26 protein-coding genes and 1 other RNA gene are annotated in these 26,547 nt (G+C 69.7%); 18 read left to right on the forward strand and 9 right to left on the reverse strand.

What is annotated here, in order from left to right; genetic code table 11:
- Positions 1 to 7 precede the first annotated feature (7 nt).
- From CQ044_RS03335 to CQ044_RS03380, 10 genes are all read left to right on the forward strand, one after another.
- Complete coding sequence (locus tag CQ044_RS03335; RefSeq protein ID WP_105686819.1) at positions 8 to 2,836, forward strand: DNA translocase FtsK; 2,829 nt, start codon at positions 8 to 10, stop codon at positions 2,834 to 2,836.
- Positions 2,836 to 3,423 (forward strand): CDP-diacylglycerol--glycerol-3-phosphate 3-phosphatidyltransferase, encoded by a 588-nt coding sequence (gene pgsA / locus CQ044_RS03340; protein ID WP_045273775.1) that lies wholly within the window; start codon positions 2,836 to 2,838, stop codon positions 3,421 to 3,423. Before CQ044_RS03335 ends, pgsA begins: the two co-directional genes overlap by 1 nt.
- The gene (locus CQ044_RS03345; RefSeq protein ID WP_105686821.1) at positions 3,423 to 3,962 is read left to right on the forward strand and encodes a CinA family protein; all 540 of its coding nucleotides are present in this window, start codon (positions 3,423 to 3,425) and stop codon (positions 3,960 to 3,962) included. Before pgsA ends, CQ044_RS03345 begins: the two co-directional genes overlap by 1 nt.
- Before the next feature lie 141 nt (positions 3,963 to 4,103).
- Entirely contained in the window at positions 4,104 to 4,412 is a 309-nt protein-coding gene (locus tag CQ044_RS03350; protein ID WP_045273774.1) for a helix-turn-helix domain-containing protein, read from the forward strand.
- Positions 4,413 to 4,416: 4 nt separating this feature from the next.
- The gene (locus tag CQ044_RS03355) at positions 4,417 to 4,641 is read left to right on the forward strand and encodes a DUF3046 domain-containing protein (RefSeq protein WP_105686822.1); all 225 of its coding nucleotides are present in this window, start codon (positions 4,417 to 4,419) and stop codon (positions 4,639 to 4,641) included.
- Between the two features lie 273 nt (positions 4,642 to 4,914).
- Positions 4,915 to 5,967, forward strand: a complete 1,053-nt coding sequence (gene recA / locus CQ044_RS03360) for a recombinase RecA (protein ID WP_105686824.1) — start codon at positions 4,915 to 4,917, stop codon at positions 5,965 to 5,967.
- 37 nt (positions 5,968 to 6,004) lie between these two features.
- Positions 6,005 to 6,835 (forward strand): regulatory protein RecX, encoded by an 831-nt coding sequence (locus tag CQ044_RS03365; protein WP_105686825.1) that lies wholly within the window; start codon positions 6,005 to 6,007, stop codon positions 6,833 to 6,835.
- Between the two features lie 112 nt (positions 6,836 to 6,947).
- Positions 6,948 to 8,498 (forward strand): tRNA (N6-isopentenyl adenosine(37)-C2)-methylthiotransferase MiaB, encoded by a 1,551-nt coding sequence (miaB, locus tag CQ044_RS03370; protein WP_105686827.1) that lies wholly within the window; start codon positions 6,948 to 6,950, stop codon positions 8,496 to 8,498.
- Positions 8,495 to 9,469, forward strand: coding sequence for a tRNA (adenosine(37)-N6)-dimethylallyltransferase MiaA (gene miaA, locus CQ044_RS03375; protein WP_374954843.1), 975 nt, complete (start codon positions 8,495 to 8,497; stop codon positions 9,467 to 9,469). The genes miaB and miaA overlap by 4 nt, the downstream gene beginning before the upstream one ends.
- On the forward strand, positions 9,466 to 9,936 hold the full coding sequence (locus CQ044_RS03380; RefSeq protein ID WP_105686828.1) for a GNAT family acetyltransferase: 471 nt from the start codon (positions 9,466 to 9,468) through the stop codon (positions 9,934 to 9,936). The genes miaA and CQ044_RS03380 overlap by 4 nt, the downstream gene beginning before the upstream one ends.
- A gap of 40 nt (positions 9,937 to 9,976) precedes the next feature.
- Here CQ044_RS03380 and CQ044_RS03385 read toward each other — a convergent pair whose 3' ends face one another.
- Positions 9,977 to 10,228 (reverse strand): DUF4242 domain-containing protein, encoded by a 252-nt coding sequence (locus CQ044_RS03385; protein ID WP_045273768.1) that lies wholly within the window; start codon positions 10,226 to 10,228, stop codon positions 9,977 to 9,979.
- A 153-nt stretch (positions 10,229 to 10,381) separates the two neighbouring features.
- Here CQ044_RS03385 and CQ044_RS03390 point away from each other — a divergent pair, with 153 nt between their 5' ends.
- A complete protein-coding gene (locus tag CQ044_RS03390; protein ID WP_105686830.1) occupies positions 10,382 to 10,753 on the forward strand; it encodes a helix-turn-helix domain-containing protein in 372 nt (123 codons plus the stop codon).
- Here the strand turns inward: CQ044_RS03390 and CQ044_RS03395 are convergent.
- Together CQ044_RS03395 and CQ044_RS03400 are read right to left on the reverse strand one after the other, a co-directional pair.
- The gene (locus tag CQ044_RS03395; protein WP_105686831.1) at positions 10,735 to 11,379 is read right to left on the reverse strand and encodes a ClpP family protease; all 645 of its coding nucleotides are present in this window, start codon (positions 11,377 to 11,379) and stop codon (positions 10,735 to 10,737) included. The two genes, CQ044_RS03390 and CQ044_RS03395, sit on opposite strands and share 19 nt — an antisense overlap.
- 1 nt (position 11,380) lies before the next feature.
- The gene (locus tag CQ044_RS03400) at positions 11,381 to 12,001 is read right to left on the reverse strand and encodes a ClpP family protease (protein ID WP_045273972.1); all 621 of its coding nucleotides are present in this window, start codon (positions 11,999 to 12,001) and stop codon (positions 11,381 to 11,383) included.
- Positions 12,002 to 12,146: 145 nt separating this feature from the next.
- On the opposite strand from CQ044_RS03400, the gene dapF reads away from it, so the two are divergent.
- Positions 12,147 to 13,019 (forward strand): diaminopimelate epimerase, encoded by an 873-nt coding sequence (gene dapF, locus CQ044_RS03405; protein WP_105686833.1) that lies wholly within the window; start codon positions 12,147 to 12,149, stop codon positions 13,017 to 13,019.
- A 60-nt stretch (positions 13,020 to 13,079) separates the two neighbouring features.
- Here dapF and CQ044_RS03410 read toward each other — a convergent pair whose 3' ends face one another.
- The gene (locus tag CQ044_RS03410; protein WP_105686834.1) at positions 13,080 to 13,721 is read right to left on the reverse strand and encodes a class I SAM-dependent methyltransferase; all 642 of its coding nucleotides are present in this window, start codon (positions 13,719 to 13,721) and stop codon (positions 13,080 to 13,082) included.
- 74 nt (positions 13,722 to 13,795) lie between these two features.
- On the opposite strand from CQ044_RS03410, the gene hflX reads away from it, so the two are divergent.
- Positions 13,796 to 15,301: a GTPase HflX gene (gene hflX, locus CQ044_RS03415; RefSeq protein ID WP_105686836.1), complete on the forward strand. Its 1,506-nt coding sequence runs from the start codon at positions 13,796 to 13,798 to the stop codon at positions 15,299 to 15,301.
- A gap of 96 nt (positions 15,302 to 15,397) precedes the next feature.
- Positions 15,398 to 17,344: a collagen binding domain-containing protein gene (locus CQ044_RS03420; protein ID WP_105686837.1), complete on the forward strand. Its 1,947-nt coding sequence runs from the start codon at positions 15,398 to 15,400 to the stop codon at positions 17,342 to 17,344.
- A gap of 37 nt (positions 17,345 to 17,381) precedes the next feature.
- Here CQ044_RS03420 and CQ044_RS03425 read toward each other — a convergent pair whose 3' ends face one another.
- Positions 17,382 to 18,038, reverse strand: coding sequence for an SIMPL domain-containing protein (locus CQ044_RS03425; RefSeq protein WP_105686838.1), 657 nt, complete (start codon positions 18,036 to 18,038; stop codon positions 17,382 to 17,384).
- Between the two features lie 150 nt (positions 18,039 to 18,188).
- Here CQ044_RS03425 and ssrA point away from each other — a divergent pair.
- Positions 18,189 to 18,558, forward strand: a transfer-messenger RNA (tmRNA) gene (ssrA, locus tag CQ044_RS03430).
- A gap of 107 nt (positions 18,559 to 18,665) precedes the next feature.
- On the opposite strand, the gene CQ044_RS03435 is transcribed toward ssrA, so the two are convergent.
- Complete coding sequence (locus CQ044_RS03435; RefSeq protein WP_219844907.1) at positions 18,666 to 18,935, reverse strand: DUF2510 domain-containing protein; 270 nt, start codon at positions 18,933 to 18,935, stop codon at positions 18,666 to 18,668.
- 65 nt (positions 18,936 to 19,000) lie between these two features.
- Entirely contained in the window at positions 19,001 to 19,726 is a 726-nt protein-coding gene (locus CQ044_RS03440; RefSeq protein WP_181158166.1) for a type I restriction enzyme HsdR N-terminal domain-containing protein, read from the reverse strand.
- Between the two features lie 146 nt (positions 19,727 to 19,872).
- Between CQ044_RS03440 and CQ044_RS03445 the strand changes: the two genes are divergently transcribed.
- From CQ044_RS03445 to CQ044_RS03455, 3 genes are all read left to right on the forward strand, one after another.
- Positions 19,873 to 20,805, forward strand: coding sequence for a hypothetical protein (locus tag CQ044_RS03445; RefSeq protein ID WP_181158167.1), 933 nt, complete (start codon positions 19,873 to 19,875; stop codon positions 20,803 to 20,805).
- 309 nt (positions 20,806 to 21,114) lie between these two features.
- The gene (locus CQ044_RS03450; protein WP_105686843.1) at positions 21,115 to 21,825 is read left to right on the forward strand and encodes a hypothetical protein; all 711 of its coding nucleotides are present in this window, start codon (positions 21,115 to 21,117) and stop codon (positions 21,823 to 21,825) included.
- 399 nt (positions 21,826 to 22,224) lie between these two features.
- Complete coding sequence (locus tag CQ044_RS03455) at positions 22,225 to 22,905, forward strand: helix-turn-helix domain-containing protein (protein ID WP_181158168.1); 681 nt, start codon at positions 22,225 to 22,227, stop codon at positions 22,903 to 22,905.
- A gap of 26 nt (positions 22,906 to 22,931) precedes the next feature.
- Here CQ044_RS03455 and CQ044_RS03460 read toward each other — a convergent pair whose 3' ends face one another.
- Positions 22,932 to 23,243 carry a YciI family protein gene (locus CQ044_RS03460; RefSeq protein WP_181158169.1) on the reverse strand — a complete coding sequence of 104 codons (312 nt, stop codon included), beginning with the start codon at positions 23,241 to 23,243 and terminating at the stop codon, positions 22,932 to 22,934.
- 137 nt (positions 23,244 to 23,380) lie between these two features.
- A complete protein-coding gene (locus tag CQ044_RS03465; RefSeq protein ID WP_105686848.1) occupies positions 23,381 to 26,545 on the reverse strand; it encodes a tetratricopeptide repeat protein in 3,165 nt (1,054 codons plus the stop codon).
- Positions 26,546 to 26,547 lie beyond the last annotated feature (2 nt).

Genomic DNA, 26,547 nt, shown 5'->3' on the forward strand with positions numbered 1-26,547 from the left:
TGGAGGCATGCCCAGGAGTTCGAATGCGACCAAGAGCGCGGCCGAGAAGCCCTCGACGCGCAGTCGCTCCACGTCCGGGGCGAAGCCGCGCAGTTCGACCAAGGCCGCGCCCGCCCCGAGGAAGTACGTCGACGAGCCCGACAAGCCGCCGGTGATCGCGCGCGCCTGGACGGGCCTCGCGCACGGCGTGGGCGGGCTCTTCCGGGCCTTCGGCCTGGAGACGCTGGAGAAGGATCAGCGCCGCGACGGCTTCCCGTTCCTCCTCGTGCTGCTCGCCGTCGCGGGCGCCGTGAACGAGTGGTTCTTCATCGGCAACACGGTCGCGACGAACATCAGCGCCTACTCCGTGGGTGCGCTGATCGGCCGCGCCGCGTTCATCATGCCGGTGCTGCTGCTGCTCCTGGCCGGGTGGTTGTTCCGCCACCCCTCCTCCGTGCACGACAACGGACGGATCGGGATCGGATTCGGACTGTTCGTGGTCACCCTCGCCGGCTTCTGCCACGTCGCAGGCGGGATGCCGCAGCCGAAGCAGGGGATGGTGGCTCTCAGCGCCGCCGGCGGACTCTTCGGCTGGCTGCTGGGCCAGCCCCTCAGCTACCTGACCTCGGTCCCGGCCTACATCGTGCTGTCGCTGCTCGCGGCGCTCAGCGTGCTGATCCTCACCAAGACGCCGCCGAACCGCATCGGCCAGCGCCTGGGCGACCTGTACGCGTGGATGTTCGACGCGGAGCGCACGCCGAAGGCTGCCCCCGCCGAGGAGGCCGCGGCCGTCGACGAGGCGGACAAGGTCGACGACCCGGACGTGCTGCCCTGGTGGCGGCGCAACAAGACAGGACGCGAAGAGGATCCGGACGACGGGATCGGCTCGCAGGACCTCACCGAGCTGCTCACGGCGCAGGACGACACCCCCACCGTGGCGCAGGCGACCGCGTACGACCAGGCCGTCATCAAGGACGAGGATCCGTACGACGCCGCCACCGAGGTGCTCACCGACGTGCGCGCCGTCGCGGACTCCCTCGCCGAGCAGCAGAGCACGGCGCTGCTGGACGACGGCGACACCGGCGAGCTCGAGCTGGCCGGATTCGACGGCTTCGGCACCGATGGGCCCGGCGAGCGCGGCCCGCAGGCGCCGGCCGCACCGTACATCCTCCCGTCGCCGGGTGCGCTCAAGGCGGGGCCGCCCGCGGTCGCCCGCTCCGAGGCGAACGATCGCGTGGTCGAGCAGATCACGAACGTTCTCACCCAGTTCAACGTCGATGCGAAGGTGACCGGCTTCTCGCGCGGTCCGACAGTGACCCAGTACGAGGTCGAGGTCGGTCACGGCGTCAAGGTCGAGAAGATCCTGCAGCTGAGCAACAACTTCGCCTATGCGGTCGCGTCGAACGACGTGCGGATCCTCTCGCCGATCCCGGGCAAGAGCGCGATCGGCATCGAGATCCCGAACGCCGACCGCGAGACCGTCGCGCTCGGCGATGTGCTCCGCTCCGCTGCGGCGCAGAAGAGCACGCATCCGCTGACGATCGGCGTCGGCAAGGACGTCGGCGGCAACTTCGTCCTCGCCAACCTCGCCAAGATGCCGCACCTCCTGGTGGCGGGATCGACCGGATCCGGTAAGTCGAGCTTCGTGAACTCGATGATCACGAGCCTTCTCATGCGCGCCCGCCCCGCGGACGTGCGTATGGTGCTGATCGACCCGAAGCGCGTGGAGCTCACCAGCTACGCCGGCGTCCCGCACCTCATCACGCCCATCATCACGAACGCCAAGAAGGCCGCAGAGGCGCTGCAGTGGGTCGTGAAGGAGATGGACATGCGGTACGACGACCTCGCGTCGTTCGGGTTCCGCCACATCGACGACTTCAACCGTGCCGTGCGCGCGGGAGAAGTCGTGGTTCCTCCCGGCAGCGAGCGCGTGCTCAAGCCCTACCCCTACCTGCTGGTGGTGGTCGACGAGCTCGCGGACCTCATGATGGTCGCCCCGCGCGATGTGGAGGACTCGATCGTCCGCATCACGCAGCTCGCCCGCGCGAGCGGCATCCACCTCGTGCTCGCGACCCAGCGACCCAGCGTCGACGTCGTGACCGGCCTGATCAAGGCCAACGTGCCGTCACGCCTCGCCTTCGCCGTGACCAGCGTCACCGACAGCCGCGTGATCCTGGACAGCCCCGGCGCCGACAAGCTGATCGGGCAGGGCGACGCGCTGTTCTCCCCGATGGGATCCTCCAAGCCTTTCCGCCTGCAGGGCGCCTGGGTCGACGAGAGCGAGATCGAAGCGGTCGTCAAGCACGTCACCGGTCAGGCGCGTCCGGAGTACCGGCCCGATGTGGCAGAAGCGGTCGAGGGCAAGAAGAAGGAGGTCGACGAGGACATCGGCGACGACCTCGAGCTGCTCCTCGCCGCCGCCGAGCTCATCGTCTCGTCGCAGTTCGGCTCCACGTCGATGCTGCAGCGCAAGCTGCGCGTCGGCTTCGCCAAGGCCGGGCGGCTCATGGATCTGCTCGAGTCCCGCGAGATCGTCGGCCCGTCCGAGGGGTCCAAGGCGCGCGACGTGCTGGTCACCCCCGAGCAGCTGGCCGGGGTGCTGGCCAAGCTGCGTGGCGAGGATCCGCCCTCTGCCCGCGCGGCCTCGGCTCCGAGCGCTCCTGCCGCGCCGGCGGCTCCCGCGTCCATGCCGGCGGCCGCAGTGCCGCCGCGTCCCGCCGACCCTGTGGCCGCATCGTCCTACGGCGCCGCGGATGACCGCTACGGCGAGGATCCGCTCGAAGCGCAGTACCGCGGACTCCCCGAGGTCGACGCGGAGTCCGATGAGGACGCCTGGGGCCTGACGGGGCGCGACTGATGGCCATTCCGCGTCAGCTGCCGAACGCGATCACGATCGCCCGCATCCCTCTCGCCGTCGTCTTCTTCGTGCTCCTGCTCATGGGGGGTGCGAACGGCATGGCGCAGCCCGCGCTGCGCTGGGTAGCCGCGGGGTTGTTCATCCTGGCGATCTCCACCGACTGGGTGGACGGCTATCTCGCTCGCAAGTACGACCTGGTCAGCGACTTCGGCAAGCTCTGGGATCCGATCGCCGACAAGCTGCTCACCGGAGCCGGCTTCATCGGCCTCGCGATCCTCGGCGAGGTGTGGTGGTGGCTGGTGCTCGTCATCCTCGTCCGCGAGTGGGGCATCACGGTGCACCGCTTCATGATCGTCAAGGAGCACGTCGTCGCTGCGGCGTGGATGGGCAAGATCAAGACGACCGTGCAGGCCGTGGCGCTGTCCTGGGCGCTGCTGCCGCTGCACGTCTGGATCGGGATGCCGGTGTGGTCGATCACGACCACGGTGCTGATGGTGATCGCGCTCATCCTGACGATCCTGAGCGGCATCGACTACATCGTGGCGCAGGTGCGAGGCTCCCGCGCGGATCGCGGCGCAGCGTCCTGATGTCCGCGGAATCGTCTCGCACCGCGGCCGCCGTGCTCGATGCGCTGCGCGAGCGCGGGATGACGCTGGCCGTCGCCGAGTCGCTCACCGGAGGAGCGCTCTCTGCGGCACTCGTGGAGATCGCCGGCGCTTCGGACGTGCTCAACGGCGCCGTGGTCGCCTACGCGACGCCGATCAAGTCCTCGCTGCTGGGCGTGGATCCGCTCCGGCTCGCGTCGCACGGGCCCGTCGATGCGGAGGTCGCGCGGCAGATGGCCGCGGGAGCCCGCTCGGCGCTGGCCGTGGACGGGCGCCCGGCCGACGTCGGCGTCGCAACGACCGGTGTCGCCGGTCCCACCCCGCAGGGCGGGCAGCCTGTCGGCACGGTCCACATCGGAGTGAGCGTCGCCGAGCGCACGATCAGCCGCCCGTTCCTGTTCGACGGCGATCGTTCCGCGATCCGCGCTGCCGCGCTTCGGGCGGCTCTCGCGCTGCTCTTCGAGACGGTGACGGGCCGGGAGATCGATGCCGGCGCGCCCGGGCGGGACGACCGGGAATAGAGTGCTCATCGACGAAGTTGAGTCGAGTGTGCTCACATTCAATGCACAGGACGAAATACTAGTGTCGATCCCGACAGGTCGGGTTAGACTGACCATCCGATCCGGCGCTTGGGGCCGGGGGATGGGGGAGAGGAGGTCCCGATGATTCTCGTACGACAGGAGATCGGTGACGTGCTGCGGGACTTCCGTCTGCAGAAGGGCCGCACACTCCGCCAGGTCGCAGGCAAAGCGTCTGTCGCACTCGGGTACCTCAGCGAGGTCGAGCGCGGGCAGAAGGAAGCGTCCAGCGAGATCCTCGCGTCGGTCGCCGAAGCACTCGACGTGCCCATCTCCACCATCATGCGCGAGGTCGGCGATCGGATCGCCGTGCTCGAGGGCATGCAGGTCATCCCCGACGTCGTTCCCGACGAGCTCGTGGCCTCGGTCGAGTCCGAGCTGTCGCTGCGCTGACGGGATGCGGCGCAGCGAGTTCCTCCGTGCAGTCGATACGGAGTTCGGATCGCGTAGCGGTTCCCTCGTGGCGGACCTCGTTCTGAGCGCCGTCGGCGGGCGCACGGCCGCGCAGGCGATGGAGGCCGGTGTGCCTCCGCGGGACGTCTGGCTGGCGCTGTGCGCCGAGATGGACGTCCCGGAGTCGCACCGGTACGGCGCGGGCCGGCTGGAGCCTCGGCGGCGCTGAACGCGGTCGGATCCGGGCGCGCGGTGTTCGATCCGTTCCTCGGTCTTCTCGGCGTGTCGTCGAAGACATGTTCGAGATGCGCGTATCGTCCTGCACAGATGATTTCGTGATCGGGATCTGCACGACTTACGGGAACGCCGGCTGAATGTCGGAGGCTCCGCCTAGCGTGTTCGACATGACCACGAGGTCATACGCCTTGTCGGAGAGCTCGCCCCAGCCGGGGCAGCCGCGACAGCCTACAGGCGGCAGTTCACGAGCACGAAGGAGCACGTCATGCCCTCTCCCGCAGACCGCGAGAAGTCCCTCGAGACCGCACTCGCCCAGATCGACAAGCAGTTCGGAAAGGGCTCGGTCATGCGCCTCGGCAGTGACGAGCGTGCTCCTGTCGCTGTCATCCCCACCGGCTCCATCGCGCTCGACGTCGCGCTCGGCGTCGGAGGCCTGCCGCGCGGCCGCATCGTCGAGATCTACGGCCCGGAGTCCTCGGGTAAGACCACGCTGACCCTGCACGCGATCGCCAATGCGCAGCGCGCCGGCGGCATCGCCGCCTTCGTCGACGCGGAGCACGCCCTCGACCCCGAGTACGCCAAGAAGCTCGGCGTCGACATCGACGCGCTGCTCGTCTCCCAGCCCGACACCGGTGAGCAGGCGCTCGAGATCGCCGACATGCTCGTGCGCTCCGGTGCCATCGACCTCATCGTGATCGACTCCGTGGCCGCTCTCGTGCCGCGTGCGGAGATCGAGGGCGAGATGGGCGACTCGCACGTCGGTCTGCAGGCGCGACTGATGTCGCAGGCGCTGCGCAAGCTCACGGGCGGTCTGAATCAGACCAACACCACGATGATCTTCATCAACCAGCTGCGCGAGAAGATCGGCGTGTTCTTCGGCTCGCCGGAGACCACCGCCGGTGGTAAGGCGCTGAAGTTCTACGCGTCGGTCCGCCTCGACATCCGTCGGATCGAGACGCTGAAGGACGGCACGGAGGCAGTCGGAAACCGCACCAGGGTCAAGGTCGTGAAGAACAAGATGGCTCCGCCGTTCAAGCAGGCCGAGTTCGACATCCTCTACGGCGTCGGCATCTCCCGCGAGGGCAGCCTCATCGACTTCGGCGTCGACCACGGCATCGTGAAGAAGTCCGGCGCCTGGTACACCTACGACGGGGACCAGCTCGGCCAGGGCAAGGAGAACGCGCGCAACTTCCTGCTCAAGAACCCCGACATCGCGGAGACGATCGAGACGCAGATCAAGCAGAAGCTCGGCATCGGCGGTGCGGCGGCCCCCGCTGCGACGGCGGCCGACGAGCTCGCACAGCGGCGTCCGGCCTGACATGCGCCTCGACGACGCTCGGCGACCGGAGTGAGCCGTGAGTGACGACAGGGGCGGGGCATCGTCCGAGGACGACCGCCTCGCCCCCGTGATCCCGCTGTTCGGGGGGCGCGGTGCGCCCGCCGACGGCGGGCGCACGCGCCCGTCGAACCCGGCGTCCGCCGCGTCGTCCGCAGGGGACGAGTGGCGCTCGACCTGGGCTGCGGAGTCTGAGGCCGAGCGCCGCGGGCCGAGTTCCCGCCACCCCGCCGCCGCGGCGCTGGCAACCGAAGAGGGCAATACCTCCGCTCCGGTGGCACCCGCGCCCGTCCGTCGCGGGCTGCGTGCCGTCGGCCGTCACGGCGGGGACGACGCGGCCGTGCCGGACGATCCGATCGCCGACGCGAGCGAGCTGCTGGTCCGGAAGCTCCGCTCCAAGCAGCTGTCGAGCGCGGAAGCGCGAGACGTGCTGCGTGAGAACGGCCTCTCCTCCGAGGACCGCGATCTCGTCGTCGAGCAGTTCGAGCAGCGCGGGTATCTCGACGACGTCTCCCTGGCCGAGCTCCTGGTGACCTCGGGGTCCGAGCGCAAGGGACAGGGGCGTGTGGCGATCGCCCGCACCCTCAGTCAGCGAGGCATTCCGCGCCAGATCGCCGACGAGGCGCTGTCCGTCCTGGACGATGACGACGCCGAGCGGGCGCTCGACTATGCACGGTCCAAGGTGGCGGGCCTGCGTCGCTACGACGAGGACACCGCGATCCGGCGTCTCGTCGGACAGCTGTCCCGCCGCGGATACGGGGGCGGCGTGGCGCTGACCGCCGCACGCACCGCGTGGCGCGAGACGCAGCGCGGTTCGGGCGTCGGGCGGGTGCGGTTCGAGGAGAGCTGAACCCGGAGGGTGGGCTTTCGCATCATCGGGTAAGCGTCCGCATCGTTGAGAGAAGCTGCGCGAGAGCGAGCGGGGACCTTTCCCGCCTGGCGAAAGTAGAATGGCAGGCACTATGACCATTCCCCTCTCAGAGCCCACGCTCATCGCGCCCTCCGCCGCGGCGCTCGATGAGGCCGGGCAGCAGCGCACGTACGAGGTGCGCACCTTCGGATGCCAGATGAACGTGCACGACTCCGAGCGTCTGTCGGGCTCGCTGGAGAGCGCCGGCTACGTCCGCGCAGCCGCAGACGACGAGGCGGACATCGTCATCATCAACACGTGCGCGGTGCGCGACAACGCCGCCGGCAAGCTGTACGGCACGCTGGGGCATCTGAAGAGCCGCAAGGACAAGCACGCCGGGATGCAGATCGCCGTCGGCGGCTGCCTGGCGCAGATGGACAAGCAGGCCGTCCTCGACAAGGCGCCCTGGGTCGATGTGGTCTTCGGCACTCACAACATGGGGTCCCTGCCCGGTCTGCTCGAGCGCGCCCGCCACAACGGCGAGGCCGAACTCGAGATCCTGGAGGCGCTCGAGGTCTTCCCGTCCACGCTGCCGACCCGTCGCGATTCGGCGCACAGCGGCTGGGTGTCGATCTCGGTGGGCTGCAACAACACCTGCACGTTCTGCATCGTGCCCAGCCTCCGCGGCAAGGAGAAGGACCGCCGCCCCGGCGACATCCTGAACGAGATCCGGCTGCTCGTCGACGACGGCGCGATCGAGGTCACGCTGCTCGGCCAGAACGTGAACTCCTACGGCGTCGAGTTCGGCGACCGCCAGGCGTTCGGCAAGCTGCTGCGCGCCGCCGGCGAGATCGAGGGACTCGAGCGGATCCGCTTCACGAGCCCGCACCCCGCGGCCTTCACCGATGACGTGATCGACGCCATGGCGGAGACGCCCAACGTCATGCCGCAGCTGCACATGCCGCTGCAGTCCGGCAGCGACAGGATCCTGCGCGCGATGCGCCGCTCCTACCGCAGCGAGAAGTTCCTGGGCATCCTCGACCGCGTGCGCGCGAAGATCCCGAACGCCGCGATCTCCACCGACATCATCGTCGGCTTCCCGGGCGAGACCGAGGAGGACTTCGAGGACACGATGCGCGTCGTGGAGCAGGCCCGCTTCGCGAGCGCCTTCACGTTCCAGTACTCGATCCGCGAGGGCACGCCCGCCGCGACCATGGACGAGCAGGTCCCCAAGGAGATCGTGCAGGCGCGCTACGAGCGCCTCATCGCGCTGCAGGAGCGCATCTCGCTCGAGGAGAACCAGAAGCAGGTCGGCCGCGAGGTCGAGGTCCTGGTCTCCGTCGGAGAGGGCAAGAAGGACGCCGAGACGCACCGGCTCACCGGCCGCGCCCAGGACAACCGCCTCGTGCACTTCGAGCTGCCCGAGGGATCCGACCGACCGCGTCCGGGCGACGTGGTGACCGTGACGATCACCCACGGGGCGCCGTTCCACCTGCTTGCGGACGCCGTCGACGGCGCGCCGCTGCGGATCCGTCGCACGCGCGGCGGCGACGCCTGGGACCGGGCGCAGTCCGAGTCCTGCGCGGTGCCGGCGGCTCCCGCGTCCGACGGGATGCCGCGCGCGGTGTCGCTGGGACTGCCGACGCTCCGCGTCGGAGTGTGAGCGCGACGGGCGCAGTGCCGGTCCCCGAGTCCGTCGAAGGGCCCGACGTCACCGCCCCGCGTCTGTGGGCGATCGTGGGTGCGACCGGCACGGGCAAGAGCGACCTGTCGCTCGACCTCGCACAGGCGCTGGCTGCGCGCGGTCGTCGCGCGGAGGTCGTGAACGCGGACGCCATGCAGCTCTACCGCGGCATGGACATCGGCACCGCCAAGCTCCCCGCCTCCGAGCGGCGGGGGATCCCGCATCACCTCTTCGACGTGCTCGACGTCGCCGAGGACGCGGCGGTGGCCTGGTACCAGCCGCACGCGCGCGCCGCGATCGAACAGATCCATGCCGGCGGCGCGGATGCGATCCTCGTCGGCGGATCCGGTCTCTACGTCTCCAGCGTGCTCTACGACTTCCGTTTCCCGCCCCGGGATGACGCGCTGCGTGCGCGCCTCGAAGCCGAGCTGGAGCACGACGGTCCGGGGCCCCTGCTCGCGCGTCTGCAGCAGCAGGATCCGGAGACCGCCGCACGGATCGACCAGAAGAACGGCCGCCGCATCGTACGGGCGCTCGAGGTACTGGCATTGGGCGAGCGCACGCACGGCGCCGCGCTGCCCGAGCAGCCGGTGCCGTGGCACCCGCGCACGCGCGTGCTGGCGCTGGGGGTCGAACGCTCGGCGCTGGTCGAGCGGCTGGACCGTCGGGTGGAGCGCATGTGGGAGCAGGGGATGCTCGCAGAGGTCGAACGACTGCGCGGCGAGGGCCTCGAGCAGGGCACGACTGCCCGGCGTGCGATCGGCTATGCGCAGGCGCTGTCCCAGCTGACGGGCGCGCTCACCCAGGACGAGGCGATCGCCGAGACGCAGGCGCTGACCCGTCGCTACGCGCGCCGCCAGGTGTCCTGGTTCCGCCGGTACGCCGAGGCGGAATGGATCGACGCGCTGGCGCCGATCGACGTGGGGACCATCCTGGAGGAGAGCGCATGACCACCGGAATCGCGATCAGGGCCTTCGGGCGCGCAGACACCGACGCTGTCGTCGCCCTCTGGGAGGACGCGGGCCTGACCCGGCCGTGGAACGATCCGCGCGCCGACATCGAGCGCAAGCTCGCAGTGCAGCCTGAGCTCTTCCTCGTCGCGGAGGAGCGTACCCCGGATCGCTCCGACGGCGACGCCGACGGAGTCACCTCTCGGATCGTCGGCTCCGTGATGGCGGGCTACGACGGGCATCGTGGCTGGCTCTACTACCTCGCCAGCGCCTCGGATCGGCGCGGCGCCGGCATCGGCCGGGCGCTCGTCGCCGAGGCCGAACGGCTCCTGCACGCGATGGGCTGCCCCAAGGTCCAGCTCATGGTCCGGGTCGGGAACGAAGAGGTGCTCGGCTTCTACGACGCGCTCGGCTACGAGCGCTTCGAGGTCGGCAACACCGGCAAGCGGCTCATCCACGACGTCTGATCGCCCGGTCGCCGCGGGCCGTGTCCGGACGGGCCGTGCGTCAGCGACCTTCCTGGACGAGATGGATCTCGTCCGCGACGAGACCGTGCGCCTCGCGGTGCACGGTGTTCGCAGCCTCCGCGTCCGGCGCATCGACGAGGCAGAAGATCTTCCCTCCCTCCTCATCGACCCAGTAGCGCAGATAGTGCACGCCGTGCTGATCCTGCGTCGCAAGGTCGGCCGCGTGCGCCGCCGCGACATCGTCGAGGGTGACGGGGCCGTCGAGCCGGTGGACATCCATGTAGAGCGCCATGATCCGATCCCTTCCTGGGGGCGCACCGCCCCTTCGCCCGATTCCACTCCTCGATGATCGTGTGCGCATCCGGGTCAGCACCCGATTCGAGCGGCGTTCTGCTCTGAGCGGATCCGGTCGCGCCCGCGGAAGCAGCGTGCCTAGCATGGCGCCATGACCGCGACTCCTGAGCCTCTCCGCGTCGAGCACGCCCCCTCGCACGAGCCCCGGAAGAACCCGGGCACCGAACCGGAGCGCCTCTGGCGCAACGTCGTGGGCGAGCTGCTGCGCGACGCCCGCACGGATCGCGGCGAGACGCTCGCCGAGACCGCGCAGCGCGCCGGCGTCTCCCCGCAGTATCTGTCGGAGATGGAGCGCGGGCGCAAGGAGGCGTCCAGCGAGATGCTCGCCGCGGTATCCGGCGCGCTCGATCTCACGCTGCTGGACCTCACCCTCGGTGTCGCCGAGCGCATCACGATCGGCCAGGTGGCGCCGATCCGGCAGCCCGCGCAGCCGGCGCGCGCCGCCTACGCACTGGCCGCCTGAGCCCGGCCGGCCTCCACAGACGGCGACCCCGGCAGCGGGGGCGCCTGCATCACGACCTGGTCCACGACCCCGTACTCGCGCGCGCCCTCCGCGGTGAGCACGAGATCCCGGTCCGTGTCGCGGCGCAGCCGCTCGGCGTCCTGTCCGGTGTGGGCCACGAGGATCTGCTCCAGGCTGTCGCGCACGCGGACGACCTCGTCGGCCTGCAGGATGAGGTCGGGGATCGTTCCGCGGCCCTGCGCGGCGGGCTGGTGCAGGATCACCCTGGCGTGCGGCAGGGCGGCGCGCTTTCCCGTCGCCCCCGCAGCCAGCAGCACCGCGCCGACGGACACCGCCTGACCGATGCAGAACGTGGCGACGTCGGAGCGGATGAAGCGCATGGTGTCGTAGACCGCGAGCATGGCGCTGGGATCCCCGCCCTCGCAGTTGATGTAGAGCTGGATGTCCCGGTCGCTGCCCGTGGCGTCGAGATGCAGCAGCTGCGCCACGAGCACGTTGGCGACATCGGCATCCAGCGGAGTGCCGAGATAGATCACCCGCTCGGCGAGCAGGTGGGAGTAGACGTCGAGCACGCGATCGCCTCGGGGCGAGGTCGCGATGACGTTGGGGACGAGGAACGAGGCCATGTCAGGCTCCTTCTGCGGTCAGGCCGATGCTTCGGCGGCTGGGTCGCGGCAGGACCGCCGCGAAATCCGTGGTGATCTCGTCGATGAACCCGTAGGCGAGTGCTTGGTCGGCGCTGTACCAGCGGTCGTGCAGCGAATCCTCGAAGACCCGCTCGATGCTCTGCCCGGTGTCGTCGGAGATCAGGCCCAGCACGGTGTCCCGGGTGTGCCGGAGATCCGCCGCCTGCAGTTCGACGTCGACGGCCGTGCCGCCGATGCCCGCGGAGCCCTGGTGCAGCAGGATCCGGCTGTGCGGCAGCGCGCGCCGCTTGCCCTTCGTCCCCGCGGACAGCAGGAACTGTCCGGCGCTGCAGGCGAGCCCGAAGGCGACCGTGGCGACGTCGCACGGAACGGTGCGCATGAGGTCGCGGATCGCGAGCATCGCGGGCACGGATCCGCCGGGGGAGTGGATCCAGAGCGTGATGTCGGCATCGGGATCCTCGGCGGCCAGGGCGAGCAGCTGGGTCATGAGCAGCACGCCGTTGTCGTCGTCGAGAGCGCCGTCGAGCACGAGCACCCGGCGCGCGAACAGCATCCGGCGCGTGTCGGCGTCGAAGAGGTTGCGAGGCATGTCATCGGTCATGTCCTCAGCGTGCGGCGGCGGGCGATCGCGGCGCCAGCGGATCTGCTCGGAGCGGATCCGCTCCCGGCAGAGGGGACGCACGGCGTGGGGGCGCAGCGGACGCTGCGCGCAGCCGCCGCAGAAGCACCGCCCCTAGAATCGACGCATGGTCGCATTCACCAAGGGGCACGGTACCGGCAACGATTTCGTCATCATCGCCGACCCCGACGGTGAATTGGAGCTCAACGCCGATCAGGTCGCCGCGCTCTGCGATCGCCACTTCGGCATCGGCGCGGACGGCCTGCTGCGAGTGGTGCGCTCCCGGGCACTTCCCGAGGGGACCGCTGCGCTCGCGGAGAACCCCGACGCGGAGTGGTTCATGGACTACCGCAACGCCGACGGCTCGGCGGCCGAGATGTGCGGCAACGGCGTGCGCGTCTTCGCGCACTACCTGCTGCGCACCGGGCTCGCCGATCTCGAGGAGGGCGGCGCGCTGCCGATCGGCACGCGTGCCGGGGTGCGCGACGTCACCCGCAGCGACGAGGGCTACCGCGTCGACATCGGCGCCTGGCGGCTGTCCGGGCACGATCCGCTCGCCCGCGCCACGGGTCTGAGCGTTCCCCGCCCCGGTCTCGGCATCGACGTCGGGAACCCGCACGTCGTGGTCGCGATCGCCTCGGATGCGGAGCTGGACGGCCTCGAGCTCGCGCACGGACCCGAGCTCGCCCCGATGCCGGAGCACGGAGCGAACGTCGAGTTCGTCGTGCCGGCGGAGCCCCTCGTGCACGACGGCGTCGGCCGGGTGCGCATGCGCGTGTTCGAGCGCGGCGTGGGGGAGACCCTCAGCTGCGGGACCGGAGTGGTGGCCACGGCTCTCGCGGTGCGGCACTGGGCGGGCGCGGCGGCGCCTCACGAGTGGCTCGTCGAGGTCCCCGGCGGCACGCTCAGGGTCACCATGGCCCCCGGTGCGGACGGCGAGCACGCCTTCCTGTCGGGTCCTGCCCAGCTCGCGTTCTCGGGCGAGATCGAGCTGGCCTGACCGCGGACCTCGTCGCCGGTACTGCCCGGTGGCGAGTTCGAGGTGTGGTGGAAGACGCGGCTACGGCAGCGTGATGGTGTCCGTGCGCGGCGTGCCGTGCCGGCGGACCTTCAGCACCCGGAAGCCGCGGCCGGTCGTGGCGCGGTAGATGCTGTAGCCGTCGTCGAAGGTGGTCGCCAGCCAGCGCTGCAGCGAATCGGCTCCGAGGTTGCGGCTCACCACGAACCAGCCGTCCGCGCGTTCGTCCAGCCGTGGGATCCAGCGCTCCAGCAGATCGTGCAGCTCGCTCTTGCCGACCCGGATGGGCGGGTTGGAGCGGATCGTGCGGAAGCTCACATCGGCGGGAACATCGTCGGGGGTGACGGCGTTGACATTGTCGAGGGCGAGTTCCGCGGCGTTGCGGCGGACCAGATCCAGCGCCCGCTCGTTGACATCCACCGCCCATACCGTCGCGTGCGGCGAGGCGAGAGCGAGCGAAAGGGAGATCGGACCCCAGCCGCACCCGAGATCGAGCAGGTGTCCGCCAGGCGGCGGAGGCGGGGTGTTCGCGAGGAGCACGGAGGTGCCGACATCCACATGATCGGGGCTGAAGACTCCGGCCGCGGTGGTGAGTTCGATCTCCTTGCCCGCGAGGGTCACCTTGATCCTGCGGAGGTTCTCGGGGCTGGCGGGGGCCGCAGTGAAGTAGTGGTCCGAGCCCATGGAGCGAGCGTAGCGGACACTCCCAGCTAAAGTTAAGGCGCCCGACCGAATCGGCGGGCACGAGAAAGGTGCGGATGACGCAGTCCACGACACATGACGAGCACGGCGACGCGGTCGAGCGCGTCCTGGCAGCAGCGGAGCGACGTGCGGAATCGCACGTGTTCGGATCCGCGCAGGCGCTGCAGGACACGGCCACCGCCGGCTACACCTCCACGGACGGCGAACAGTGGGAGGTGGAGGAACGGCACGCGCTGCGGCGCGTCGCGGGTCTCTCGACCGAGCTCGAAGACGTCACAGAGGTCGAGTACCGCCAGCTCCGCCTGGAGAACGTGGTGCTGGTCGGCGTGTACCCGCAGGGCGCGCAGGAGGACGCGGAGAACTCGCTGCGCGAGCTCGCCGCCCTCGCCGAGACCGCCGGTGCCGTGGTGCTCGACGGCCTGCTGCAGCGCCGGCCGCATCCGGATCCGGCCACCTACCTGGGCCGCGGCAAGGCGCAGGAGCTCAAGGACATCGTCGCCGCGGTCGGCGCAGACACGGTGATCGCCGACACCGAGCTCGCCTCGTCTCAGCGTCGTGCCCTGGAGGACGTCGTCAAGGTGAAGGTCATCGATCGCACCACGGTGATCCTCGACATCTTCAGCCAGCACGCCAAGAGCCGCGAAGGCCGGGCGCAGGTCGAACTCGCCCAGCTCGAGTACCTCCTGCCACGTCTGCGCGGCTGGGGCGAGTCGATGAGCCGTCAGGCCGGTGGCCAGGTCGGCGCGGGCGGCGCCGGCATGGGCTCGCGCGGACCCGGTGAGACGAAGATCGAGCTCGATCGTCGTCGTATCCGTACCCGCATGGCGATGCTTCGCAAACAGATCCGCGACTTCAAGCCCGCCCGTGAGGCCAAGCGCGCCGAGCGCAAGCGCCACACGATCCCGTCCGTCGCGATCGCCGGCTATACGAACGCCGGCAAGTCCAGCCTGCTCAACGCGCTCACCAGCGCGGGTGTGCTCGTCGAGAACGCGCTGTTCGCGACCCTGGACGCCACGGTCCGCCGGTCGGAGACGGCCGATGGCCGCGTCTACACGCTCACCGACACGGTCGGCTTCGTGCGCAACCTGCCGCACCAGCTCGTCGAGGCGTTCCGCTCGACGCTCGAGGAGGTCGCCGACGCCGATGTGATCGTGCACGTCGTCGACGGATCGCACCCGGATCCGGCCGGGCAGATCAAGACCGTCCGCGACGTGATGGGCGATGTGGGTGCGCGCAGCATCCCTGAGATCATCGTGTTCAACAAAGCGGACCTCCTGGACGACGACGAGCGGATGGTGCTGCGCGGGCTCGTGCCCGGTGCGCACTTCGTGTCGTCGCGCAGCGGTGAGGGCATCGCCGGGCTGCGCGCCGCGATCGATGAGGTGCTGCCCAAGCCGGCGGTCGAGATCAGCGCTGTCGTGCCGTACGACCGCGGCGATCTCGTCGCGGCCGTGCACGAGACCGGGCTGCTGCTCGAGGTCGCGCACGAGGAGGCGGGCACCCGCATCCACGCGCACGTCAACGAGCGTCTCGCCGCGGAACTCGCGCCCTTCGCGGTCTGAGATCCACAGGCGGAGAGCCTGCACTCCCGACGCGGTGCGTCCTTCGGTGACGCTGTGCGCACCGCGTCGCGCGGAGAAATCTGCCAACATATCGGTATGAGACGTACCGTCGCGTTCGCTGCCGCCGCTCTGGCGACCCTCACCGCCCTCGCCCTCGTCGCGCCCGCCTCGGCCGCGACGGGCACGCCCTGGGCCGACTGGGGCGAGCTGAAGGGATCCTCCGGCGCGTACACCGGCACGATGACCGCCGCCGCGCCGCAGCTGGACGCGACCTACACGAGCGACTCTCGTGGTGGATCGGTCGGCGTGATCAGCGGCGCCAGCGTGTGGCTCGCAGCGACCACGCCGGTCGGTGCGAAGTACGGCAGCAGCCGCGACCAGCAGTACCTGAACCTGCGTCCGCGTGCCGACAACGCCTCGTCGCCCTCGGAGACGACGTACACCTTCGCGCATCCGACCCCGACCGCCGGGTGGACGTTCGTGCTCGGCGACATCGACGCCGACAAGGTCGCGATCTCGGCCGTCGGCCCCGGCGGGCATGTGCTCACCGCCGCCGAACTGGGCTTCCGTGGAGGCTTCAACTACTGCGCGCCGGAGTTCGCGGGCAAGCCCTCGTGCACGGGGGACGCGGCCGACGTGCCGAGTTGGGACGCCTCCACGCTGACCCTGACCGGCAATGCGGCGGCGGCGGACACGAGTGGCGCGGCCGCCTGGTTCGAACCGAACGCGCCGATCTCGTCGCTGACGTTCACCTTCACCCGCCGAGCCGGGTTCCCGGTGTATCAGACGTGGTTCGCGGCGATCACGCGCGCCGTCTCGGGCACCGTTCTCGATCAGACCGCGAGCACGCCGGCGTCTGGCGTCGAAGTGCGCCTGACCGGACCCGACGGCACGGTCATCGGCACCACGACGACCGCGGCCGACGGCACGTACTCGTTCGGCGGCGCCGTCGCCACGGATGGATACACGGTCGAGATCACGCCGCCCGCAGGCAAGACCAGCGACCTGCGATCGCGCCAGGTCGACCTGACCGACGCCGACGGCACGGCTGACTTCGCGGTGCGCGACATCATCCCTGTTCCCGTCTCCGGGACGGTGAAGGACCAGCACGGCACCCCGATCCTTGGGGCCACCATCACGCTCGACGGCGGACGCACCACGGTCACCGGTGCGGATGGGTCGTACCTCTTCGATGACGTGCCGGTGGGCGTTCACGCCGTCACGATCACCACGCCCGATGGCTACACCGTGGTGTCCTCGCCGACGCCGTTCACGGTGCCGGGCAACGACGAGACGCCGATCACCGGCAAGGACTTCGTGCTGCAGGTGCAGCCGACTCTCTCCGGGACGGTGACCGCGGCCGGAGTCGGCGTCGGCGGTGTGGTCGTCACCGCGGAGGGGCCGGGCGGCACCGAGCAGACGGTGACCGCCGCCGACGGCACCTACTCGTTCCCCAGGCTTCCGTCGGGCGACTACACCGTGCGCGTGGAGGCCCCGCAAGGCTACGTCGTGTCGGGTGACGCGTCGCGTGCTGAGACGGTCGCCGCCGATGACGTCGAGAACGTGGACTTCGCGCTCGCCCGTCTCGGATCCGTCGCCGGCACGGTCACGGATGACGGCGGAGCGCCGCACCCGGACGCGACCGTGACCATCGCCGGCCCCGGCGGCCCGTTCGTGGTCACCACGGCCGCGGACGGCTCATACGCACTCGGCGAGCTCGCGCCCGGCGTCTACACGATCGATGTCGCAGTGCCCGATGGCTTCACCGGCGCGACTCCCGCCACGCGCACGGTGACGATCACCGAGCAGGGCGAGCTGATCGAAGGACAGGACTTCGTACTGACGCCCGTGGTCGTCACGCCGACCCCCACGCCGACTCCGACGGTCACGCCGACCTCAGCGCCCACGACGGCCCCCGGCGGATCCGCCGGCGGAGCGCTGCCCGCGACCGGTGCGGACCCGCTTCCGGTCATCGGCGCCGGAGCGGTGCTCCTGCTCGGCGGCGTGCTCGCTCTGGCCTCCGTGAGGCGCCGCAGGGCCTGACCCCGCAGCACGCGGTCGAGGCGCGGTTCCTGTCCGCTCAGGCGGCGACGAATCGCGCCTCGACGGTCGCGGATACCGTGATGTCGTCGCCCTGCAGTTCGAGCCCGGCGCCCGATGGGGGAGCGGCGAACGCGCGCATCGCCTTCGGGGCCATGTCCGCCGCGCCGCGGTCGGTGATCAGCCCGGCATCGGCAATCTCGATCGGCTCGACCTTCGTGAGTCCAAGGGCCGCCGCATAGGCGCCCGCGCGCGTGACCGCGGTGCGCACCGCCTCCGACGCCACCTCCTGCTCGACGCGGGCTCGGGTCTCGGGCGTCAGGATCCAGTCGGTGCCGTTCACAGCGATGCCGTCGCCGGTCGATACTTCGGCGACCCACGCGGAGAGCGCGGAGAAGTCCACGAACGTCGCGGTGAAGTCGACCGAGGCGTGATGGACGAGGGCGAGCCGCGTGCCGTCATTGCTCCATGGCCGTTCCGAGCGCACGGCGAGGCGGCGGCTCGACCAGGTCTCGACGGCGCCGGCCTCTTCCTGAGCGGCGATGCCTTCGCGCACGGGCTCGGCGAGGGCCACCGTGCGGGCGACGACGGCTTCGCGATCGGGGCCGTCCAGCGCGACGGACAGGGTGACGATGGCGCGTTCGGGTGCGATCCGCACCTCGTGCTCGCCGCGGACGGTGATGACGACCTCGCTCATGCCGCGACTCTACGGCACGTGTCCGACGTGACGGCCGAGCCGCGGAATGGCGCGGACGCTTCAAGCGTTGTAGTCTGTGATGCTCGGGCGCTTCGCGCGCCCGCTGGTAATTCCACAGAGCGACAGCGGCTCCTTCGCGAGAAGGACCACGGGGCTGATCGGTTTCGACAGCGCCTGTGAATCCACGAGAAGCGGGCCGAGGATGCAGGGTTATCTCGTGAACGCTCCCTGCAAAACAATAAGTGCCAATGCAAAGCGCACTGACTTCGCCCTCGCTGCGTAAGCGAGCCCGATAGTCCGTCAGGCCGTATGTGATTCCGATACGGATCCTGACGTCATCTAGGAATCTTGCTGTGCGATGGCGTCTGGACGTCGCACGGGACTCTTCCCAGGCTGGGCTTGTCGACTTAGGTGTCTGTGACAAAGGTCGGAGCCGAGTAGAACGTCTGCACAGACTGCGCCCGGAGAAGGCGTGGAGACTCAGCGTTGGACGGGGGTTCGATTCCCCCCAGCTCCACCGTGCCGCTGTCGCTCTGAAAAGCCCCGGGATCCCTTACGAGAGTAGGGATCCCGGGGCTTTTCTTGTGCCCTCAGACCACACGCTTGTGCAGGCGCCGGGCAGAGAGTTCACGGCGCCTGACGGTGCTCGGTCCAGCGCTGCCCGTCCCACCAGCGCTGACCGGGATCGCCATCGGGATCCGCGTACCACCCAGCGGGAGGAGACGTCGGCGCCCGCCGTGCCGAAGCGCTCGCCGGAAACTGGTCTCGAGACGCCGAACCGCTGCCCCTTCTGACAGCGACGACGATGACCATGACGACGCCGGCGATGAGGGCGACGACGATCAGCATCACCGTGAGGATGATCACAAGGTGCCATCCGTTGAGCCCTGCGAACATATGGTCCGCCTTTCGGTCGGGGCCGCGTGTCGTTGGGAGGGTAGGTGACGGAAGAGCCTGCGCGCTCAGGTCGAAGCGCTCAGCAGCTCTCCCCTGATGACGGACCGCGTGAGCGTTGTGGCGATGTCGGCGGGATCTGCGTTGAAGCCGGAGCCGCGACGAATCTCCTTCCGTATTGCGTCGAGAACGGTGTCCGCGGTGAGTACCGATGCGAGCGCTGCCGGGGCGGTAGCGGTCTGTCGCTTCCAGAGCTCGTCGATCGTGTTGCGCTTGAGTGCGCTGCGGTGCAGGTGGAAGAGCGTGGCGGTCTTCTTCGACGGAGATTCGTCACCGAGCAGATCCACCTCCAGCGCGAGGGTGGTGGAGACTTGCTGACCCGTACCCGCAGAGATGTGGTACGCCTGCCAGATCTGTCCGTTGGTGAGGATGACCCATTCGAGTCCCTCCTTCACGGCGTACGTTTCGACCTGGCGGAGATGCCGGGCGTTGAGTTTCTGCGCTACCCGCTTGACCTCGATGAAAGCGACGAGCTGCTTGTCGATGCGGACGCCGTAGTCTGCGAACTCACCGCGGACCGCGAACTCGGTGGTGAGATCCTCGTACTTGTCGTAGCCGAGGGCATCGCAGAGGAAGTCGGTGACGAGGAGGCGAGTGTCGCCCTCGTTGGCATCGCGATCAACGAGGTCGGACAACGGTCGTTGAAAACGTCGTAACGCGGTCTTGATAGCGTCCTTGGCGTCGTTCTCCCACTTCGGGCCCGCCGGCTTTGTCGCCGTAGTCGCATCGCTCATCGTGAGTTCCTCTCGGGTCAGGGCCGCTCGTCGTCGCAGCGGCAGCGCTGCATAGCCAGAGCATAGCGAGGAGTCGGGCACGCACCGAGTCCCCGCTGCCAGCCGCGAGCGCTGAGCCGATCGCGGAGCACCGGCGGTGTCGTGTCGTGGTTCACCCTGGTTTTTGCTGTTCCCCGCGGGGCGGCGACAATCAGATCGTGTCAGATTCCCATCGCCCAGTGACATTCGCGACTGTGATGAGCGCTGCACTCGTCGACAAAGGCATCACGTTGACCGAGGTGCGCGATCGACTTGCGCGGCAAGGGCACCCTGTCTCGTTGACAGCTTTGTCTTACTGGCGTTCCGGGCATCGGCTTCCGGAGCGTCAATCATCGCTGGATGCGATTCCTGCTCTGGAGGCCGCGATCGGCGTGGATTCAGGGACGCTGGCGAAGCTCGTCGTCGGGCCCTCGGCGCGGAGGCTGGGGCGGGTGGAGAGCTTCGACGGGCTCCTGGACTACCCGGTCGCCGATCCGGCGACCGGCGCGGCGTTCACGGGCGAAGGGGACGTGTCGCGCGTCTCGACTCAGGTCACGATCGTCATCGGCGAGCATCGCGAGATCGTTTCGACGACGGCACGACGGCTTGTGGTCGCCAACCGCGACGGCGCGGAGGGCTTCACGGTCTTCATGGGCGTCGACGAGAACGCCGATGTCGGAGACCTGAAGATCCGTGCGCTGGCCGGATGCGAGATCCGCGACGATCGACGTCTCGCGAAGAACGTCCGCAGCGTCTGGCTCCGCTTCCCTCAACCGCTGAAGCAGGGTGAGTCGGCGATGACGGAGACCGTCGTCACGCAGGATGATGGAGCGCCTCTCGATCTGGACACGGACTACGAGGTCGCCGCAGAGCAACGACTCGAGGAGATCCTGATCTGGGTGCGCTTCGCCCCCGCTGAGGTACCGCGTCGATGCTGGGTCTATTTCAGCGAACGGGGCATGAGTCATGAGTGGCCCGTCGAGGTCGATGCCACCGCATCCGTGCACTATCGGCAGCGGGACTTCGGCCCTGGCGCCATCGGCATCCGCTGGGCCTGGTGAGCGGGCTCTCGATAGCAGCTCGTCGATGTCGCGATGATCCGCAGCGACGTGAAGGTGACCACAGGATCCCTGTCTCCGATCGATTTTGACTCGCGGCGATCGGTTTTTCGCCAGTTTGCCCTCGGAGAACGGGTGGGGAGTCCATTTCCGGTCTACTGGCTGCAAGGCGGTCCGAACCGGGCCGTTCTGACGCCACTGGGGAGTGCGTCGCGGGGGACGAAGAGTCACGGTGTCATCAGCCGCATCGGCTGACGACCTGATCGAAGCATCACCACGGCCTTCCCTTGCCCGACAGCATGGAGATTGCAGATGACTTCGGAACATCCCACGAGCGCTCCGCGGCAGCGGATCACGCGCCGAACGATCGTGAAGGGCGCGGCCTGGTCGATCCCGGTGATCGCGGCTGCGACGGCCGCACCCCTGGCTGCGGCGAGCGGCACGGCCTGCCCCTCCCTGAGTTGGTACTGGGGAGGGACGGTGCACGACGACTGGACCAACCTGACCACCGGACGTGACAAGGACAAGACGACATCCTCGACGACCGGAACGATGTATCTCAAGTTCGGCAATGACGCCCCGGGCGGCTGGCCCGCGCTTTCGTTCTCGTCCGCACAGACCGTGACCGTCGACGTCCTGTCGATCACCTACAGCTACACCTTTCCCTGGAGGGTGGCGTCCTGGACGTCCATCCCCGCGGGCTGGCAGCTGACCAGCAGCACGCATGTCGGCGCGAACTGGGTGTACGAGTTCACGCGCACAGGTCTGCCGTCCAGCACCGTTGTGACGTCCAACGCCGCCCCCGGAACGACGGCGATCCCCTTGTCCGCGGCCGCCACGGGCACGATCGACATGTCGACGGTGCCGGTCGGGTACGACGTCAGTTCTGAGCCCTACTCGATCTCGATGACGACGACGTACGTGCCGCACTTCACGCAGTCCCCGAGCTGCACGATGTCGAACGGGGAGAACGACGGCGTAGCACGCGTCCGGACGGACCAGTTCAGCGGCATCATGGTGTAGCCCTCCCGGGAGTCGGGTAGGGGCGGAGACGATCAGGTTCTCGTGGAGCTTGACTCTGGCGCTCCAGCGCGCAGGATGTAGGCATCACGCGGCTCGCCGTCATGGCTGTCGTGTCGGCGCGTCCTGATGCTGCTCGTCCACCATGTTCGGTGTCTGCACCGCAGACCGGCGGTTGAGCCGCGAGGTCCGTCTGATTCGAAGGTAAAGATGTCCAGCCAATCGCCGCCAGGGGCGCCGACCGCAGCTCTCGAAGCTCTCGGTTGGCGCCCCGTGGGTGCTCCTCCGCTGCATGTGTCGGCAGAACGTACGGCTTCGACGACCTGGCTTGTCGGCCGGAGCCGGGTGACGCCGTGCTCGCTCGCCGCTCGTCTCCTCTCGCCAAAGGTCCAGAGGGTCCTCGTGTGCGTCGACGGCGAGGTCACGCTCACGCGCGGATCCGAGGCTCCGTTCCGCTTGACGCGTCAGCAGATGGTGGTTGTCGACGGAACAGTCCCGCTGACCGCCTCGGCTTCGGCGACGTGGTCATGGTTCGAGTGGCAGCTGAGCACCCCTTTTCATTCGGTGAGGCGCCGCGATCTCTTCATGCAGCCCCTCAGCCTCACCGCCGACACATTCACTCTCGTCGCCAACACCACGAACGTCTTCTGCGCGCAGCCTGGTCTATCGAGTTCTCCGGGAGCACGGGCGCTGACGGGCGCCTTGAACACGACGTTGTATGCCGCGGTGCTCGACGGGCTCGGCTTGCCGATGTCTCTCTCTTTGACGAACTTCGAAGTGCTGAAACGAGCATTGGATCTCATCGAGGCCCGGCATCGCGATTCCACATTCACCATTCGTGAATTGGCGGCCGCTTTGTCCGTGCACCAGTCATTCCTGAACCGGTTGTTCGCTCACATCGACACGACCCCGCGGCGGGCGCTGGAGGCGACTCGGGTCGACTCGGCCCGGTCACTTCTGGAAGGCACGCCACAGCACAGCCGCGAAACCATGGACAACGTCGCGCATGTCGCCGGATTCGCATCCGTTCAGCAGATGAGATCGGCCCTGCGCCGATCTCATCTGGATCCGCCGGACGCCTAGCGGCCGACGGGGCGTTGCCGGTCGCGCTAGCCGCCCACTACGGGCTGGGTCTCGTAGACGTCGATCGTGCCGCCCATGGCGGTGTGCGGGTGGCCTTCGAGCAGAGCGGCGATCTCGTCGTAGGAATCCGCCTTGAGCAGGGAGTAGCCGCCCACGGTGGGGTCGGCGCCGGGGGAGACCGCCGCGGTCGGGTCGCCGAAGTTGACGATGGCGTCGCCGGCGCGTGCGGCCCAGCTGTTCCAAGCGTCCATCATCTCGGCGGCCTGCTCAGGCGTGGGCTCGGGCATCGCCGCCATCGCGGCGGGGTCAGCCCGGTAGATCAGCAGGTAGTTGGTCATGGTGTGCTCCTCGATTTCGGGTCGTGCGTTCCCATGTCCGTCGTGATCGGCCACGGACACGCTGAGCATCCCGCAGACGCCGGCGCGACGGAAGATCCGGATCCGCATTCATAGCGTTCTGCGAGCGAGCCTGCCGATCAGCTCATCCGGGTCCAGATGACGTACACCAGGATGGCCGCGACGATGGCGCCGCCGATGATCACCGAACGGGTCTTGGACGCCTGCTGCGCCGATGCCTTCTGCTTGGTCCGGGCGCGACGCACAGCGGCGGAGTCGGCGCCCAGCACCCGCTCCATGGCGGGGATGTTCGTGCGGTAGATCTTCAGCGCCTCGCGATGCCGTCCGAGCGCGATCAGCGTCTCGGCCCGATCGTCGGTCGCGTCGAGTGTGATCGCGTGCTCGGCGCCGATCGTGCGGGCGCCGGTCTCGGCGGCATCGTCGTAGGCGGTGAGGGCCTCCGGGAAGCGCCGGGCCTCGGCCAGACGGCGGCCGAGCCAGATCCGCAGCTGCACGGCCCTTTCGGGGTCGGATCCGGCGCCGTCGGCGATCTGGATCGCCCGCTGCTGCACGGGGATCATCGCGTCCACGAGGCCCAGGTGGGAGAGGACGAGACCGTGGTCGTTCAGCGTGTCGGCGAGCGCCCAGTGGTCGCCGGGCAGGAGCCGCTCGATCTGCGGCACGATGCGCGCGTAGGCGTCGGCGGCCTCGCGGTATGCGCCGAGCCGCTTCGAGCACTCTGCGGCGCCGCGCTCGGCCCTCAACCAGTCGATGCCTGCGGTGTCGCTCAGCGCGTCGCGGGCGCGGCTGTACTCGACCAGGGCGTCGCCGTAGCGGTTCTGCCGGGCGAGGTGGTCGGCATAGCGCAGCGCGGCGAGCCCGGGTGACGTGGCACCGTCATCGGCGGCGCCCTCGGCCGAGGCGAACCCGGCCCTGACCTGGTCGGCGAGCACATCGCGATCCTGCTGTGCGTCGCCGAGGCGGGCGAGGATGCCGTCCAGATCGCGGATCCGGTGCAGCGTCTGCGGATCCGTCTCGCCGAGCACGGCACGCGTCTCGGCGACGACCCGTTCCGTCAGCTCCCTGGCACGGGGCAGATCTCCGGCGTCCGCGACCGTCCCGGCGAGGGCGGACAGGGTGCTGAGGGTGTGCGGATCGTTCGCGCCGAGCGCGGCCGTGCGCCGCGCGAGTACCGATTCGAAGCGTCGCGCCGCCTCCGCGTAGCGGCCGAGGTGCCGCTCCTCCTGCGCACGGTTGTGCAGGGTGATCAGGGTGTCGCGGTGCTCGGTCCCGAGGATGCGCGACTGCAGCTCGTAGAGACGGTCGTAAGTGGCGGCGGCTTCGGCGTCCCGCCCGAGCTGGCACGCGGCCAGGGCGAGGTTGCCGATCACGCGGGAACCCTGGGCGGTCTCGGCGGAGCCCTCCGCCTCGAGCTGTGCGAGTACGGGTCGCAGCAGCGCCTCGGCCTCGGCCGCGCGGTCGCTGCGCAGATACACTGCGGCGAGGTCGATCGCGTGGCCGACGTCGCCCGAGGCGTCGTAGAGCGCGCGCATCTCGGCGGCGGCCTCGTCGCTGCGCCCCAGATCCTGCAGGGCGAGCGCACGGGCATCGCGGAGCTCGGAGACGATCCGGGGCGAGGCGCCGTCGTGCTGCGCGATCTCGATGGCGTCGGCGAGCAGCGCCTCGCCCTCGGCGTTGCGCCCGATGCCGCGCAGCGTGGCGCCGAGCGCGTACCGGGACTGCGCGAGTCTGGTCGCCGCCGTGCGGCGATGGTCCGGGGTCGACGCCTCGGCAGCCAGCCCGAGCTCCAGCGCGAGCGAGCGCTCGAACTCTGCGAGAGCCTCGGATCCACGACCGGCGTCGCGCAAGTCGGAGCCGAGCTCGTCCCGCACGTCGATCTCGCTCCGGCGTCCCGCAGGGCCGAGTCCGCGGAGGCGGTCGGCACCCGCGCGCAGCGCATCCAGTGCGTCGGAGGTGTGCGGTGCGTGCCAACGGGACAGGTCTGTCCAGGCGCGCGCGATCTCGTTCGCGAGGTGCTCGGGCGAGGCGAGGGACGGATCCGGATCCGTGACGGTTTCCTGGCTCGCGGCGGTCGTCTGGTCGGCCGACGTCAGTCCTTCGCAGGCGTGATCGATGTGCGCGCAGCGTGCGACGGCGGTGGCGAGGCCCGACTCGGTGAGCGCAGGGGAGGGGACCTCTGCGCGAGCGTCGCCCAGCACGCGGGCGAGGACGTCACGCGCGCGGAGTGCGAGCGTGGCGCGCGGTGCGCGATCCGCCGTGTCGTCGACGATCCCACGGGCTTCCGCGATGAGCGCAGGCCACAGTCCTTCGCGGTCCTCTCGGTCGAGTTGCACCTCGACCGCCATCATCCGGGACGCGAGCACCTGGTCGGCGCCCGGGCCGAAGCGCGCGGTCTCCAGCACGGCGATCCGTCGCACCAGCGGCAGCGGATCGTCCGCGGTCGCGCCGTCACGGGCCAGCACCCGCAGCGTCGTGGCGCGGAACTTCATGGCGTCCAGGGTGAGCGCGTCGTCCTCCCCGCGCTGCCGCTGCAGCGCAGGGATCAGCAGGGCGAGGTCGGCATCGGCTCCGGCGGCGTCGCCCGACCAGTACCTGGTCCTCGCACGCCACCACCATGCGTCCAGGGTCGACGGTGCATCGAAGCCGAGGAGCGCCCGGCGGCCGTCCAGCACCTGACCCCAGAGCAGGGCGGATTGCTCGTCCTCGTCGATCCGGGACAGCTCCGTCGCCTTCGCTGCGAGCGCCGTCAGGTGGTTCTCCCCGCGCTCGTCCGCGGCCGCGGCGCGAGCGATGAGCAGATCGTAGGCGTGCAGCCCCTCGGCGGGGTTCATCCGGGTGAGCAGCTGCGCCCGCCGGTCCAGCAGCCAGAGCACGCGGCCGTGCGCACCGCCGAGCGTCTGCTCGCCCTCCGCGATCAGCGCGTCCAGCGCGGCGACGACAGCGGAGGAAGCCGGTCCCTGACCGACCATCTGCTCGGCGGCGCGGGCATACAGCCGGTCGTCGAGGAGCTGCTCGCGGTGCTCGTCCAGGTGCCCCTGGTCGGAGAGTGCGCTTTCGCAGACCTCCGCGAGCGTGCGGTACAGCTCCCTGGCCTCGTCCGCGCGGCCGAGCTCGTCCAGACCGTACGCCAGCCCGCGCAGTGCGCTGCGGTGGGCGTCTCCGCCTTCGCCCTCGGTCATCAGCGCCTCGGGGAGCAGCCCCCGGAATGCCTCGAGGGCATGGGTGATGCGCACCGGATCCTGGCTCGAGACGTCGGACCACGCGGACTGGAGCGCATCTGCCATCA

Source organism: Microbacterium sp. MYb64 (assembly GCF_002979495.1).
GTDB lineage: Bacteria > Actinomycetota > Actinomycetes > Actinomycetales > Microbacteriaceae > Microbacterium > Microbacterium azadirachtae_A.

Coding starts and splice junctions, on each gene's coding strand:
- CQ044_RS03335 (WP_105686819.1), top strand. CDS start 8: ATGCCCAGGAGTTCGAATGCGACCAAGAGCGCGGCCGAGAAGCCCTCG.
- pgsA (WP_045273775.1), top strand. CDS start 2,836: ATGGCCATTCCGCGTCAGCTGCCGAACGCGATCACGATCGCCCGCATC.
- CQ044_RS03345 (WP_105686821.1), top strand. CDS start 3,423: ATGTCCGCGGAATCGTCTCGCACCGCGGCCGCCGTGCTCGATGCGCTG.
- CQ044_RS03350 (WP_045273774.1), top strand. CDS start 4,104: ATGATTCTCGTACGACAGGAGATCGGTGACGTGCTGCGGGACTTCCGT.
- CQ044_RS03355 (WP_105686822.1), top strand. CDS start 4,417: ATGCGGCGCAGCGAGTTCCTCCGTGCAGTCGATACGGAGTTCGGATCG.
- recA (WP_105686824.1), top strand. CDS start 4,915: ATGCCCTCTCCCGCAGACCGCGAGAAGTCCCTCGAGACCGCACTCGCC.
- miaB (WP_105686827.1), top strand. CDS start 6,948: ATGACCATTCCCCTCTCAGAGCCCACGCTCATCGCGCCCTCCGCCGCG.
- CQ044_RS03380 (WP_105686828.1), top strand. CDS start 9,466: ATGACCACCGGAATCGCGATCAGGGCCTTCGGGCGCGCAGACACCGAC.
- CQ044_RS03385 (WP_045273768.1), bottom strand. CDS start 10,228: ATGGCGCTCTACATGGATGTCCACCGGCTCGACGGCCCCGTCACCCTC.
- CQ044_RS03390 (WP_105686830.1), top strand. CDS start 10,382: ATGACCGCGACTCCTGAGCCTCTCCGCGTCGAGCACGCCCCCTCGCAC.
- CQ044_RS03395 (WP_105686831.1), bottom strand. CDS start 11,379: ATGGCCTCGTTCCTCGTCCCCAACGTCATCGCGACCTCGCCCCGAGGC.
- CQ044_RS03400 (WP_045273972.1), bottom strand. CDS start 12,001: ATGACCGATGACATGCCTCGCAACCTCTTCGACGCCGACACGCGCCGG.
- dapF (WP_105686833.1), top strand. CDS start 12,147: ATGGTCGCATTCACCAAGGGGCACGGTACCGGCAACGATTTCGTCATC.
- CQ044_RS03410 (WP_105686834.1), bottom strand. CDS start 13,721: ATGGGCTCGGACCACTACTTCACTGCGGCCCCCGCCAGCCCCGAGAAC.
- hflX (WP_105686836.1), top strand. CDS start 13,796: ATGACGCAGTCCACGACACATGACGAGCACGGCGACGCGGTCGAGCGC.
- CQ044_RS03420 (WP_105686837.1), top strand. CDS start 15,398: ATGAGACGTACCGTCGCGTTCGCTGCCGCCGCTCTGGCGACCCTCACC.
- CQ044_RS03425 (WP_105686838.1), bottom strand. CDS start 18,038: ATGAGCGAGGTCGTCATCACCGTCCGCGGCGAGCACGAGGTGCGGATC.
- CQ044_RS03435 (WP_219844907.1), bottom strand. CDS start 18,935: ATGTTCGCAGGGCTCAACGGATGGCACCTTGTGATCATCCTCACGGTG.
- CQ044_RS03440 (WP_181158166.1), bottom strand. CDS start 19,726: ATGAGCGATGCGACTACGGCGACAAAGCCGGCGGGCCCGAAGTGGGAG.
- CQ044_RS03450 (WP_105686843.1), top strand. CDS start 21,115: ATGACTTCGGAACATCCCACGAGCGCTCCGCGGCAGCGGATCACGCGC.
- CQ044_RS03460 (WP_181158169.1), bottom strand. CDS start 23,243: ATGACCAACTACCTGCTGATCTACCGGGCTGACCCCGCCGCGATGGCG.
- CQ044_RS03465 (WP_105686848.1), bottom strand. CDS start 26,545: ATGGCAGATGCGCTCCAGTCCGCGTGGTCCGACGTCTCGAGCCAGGAT.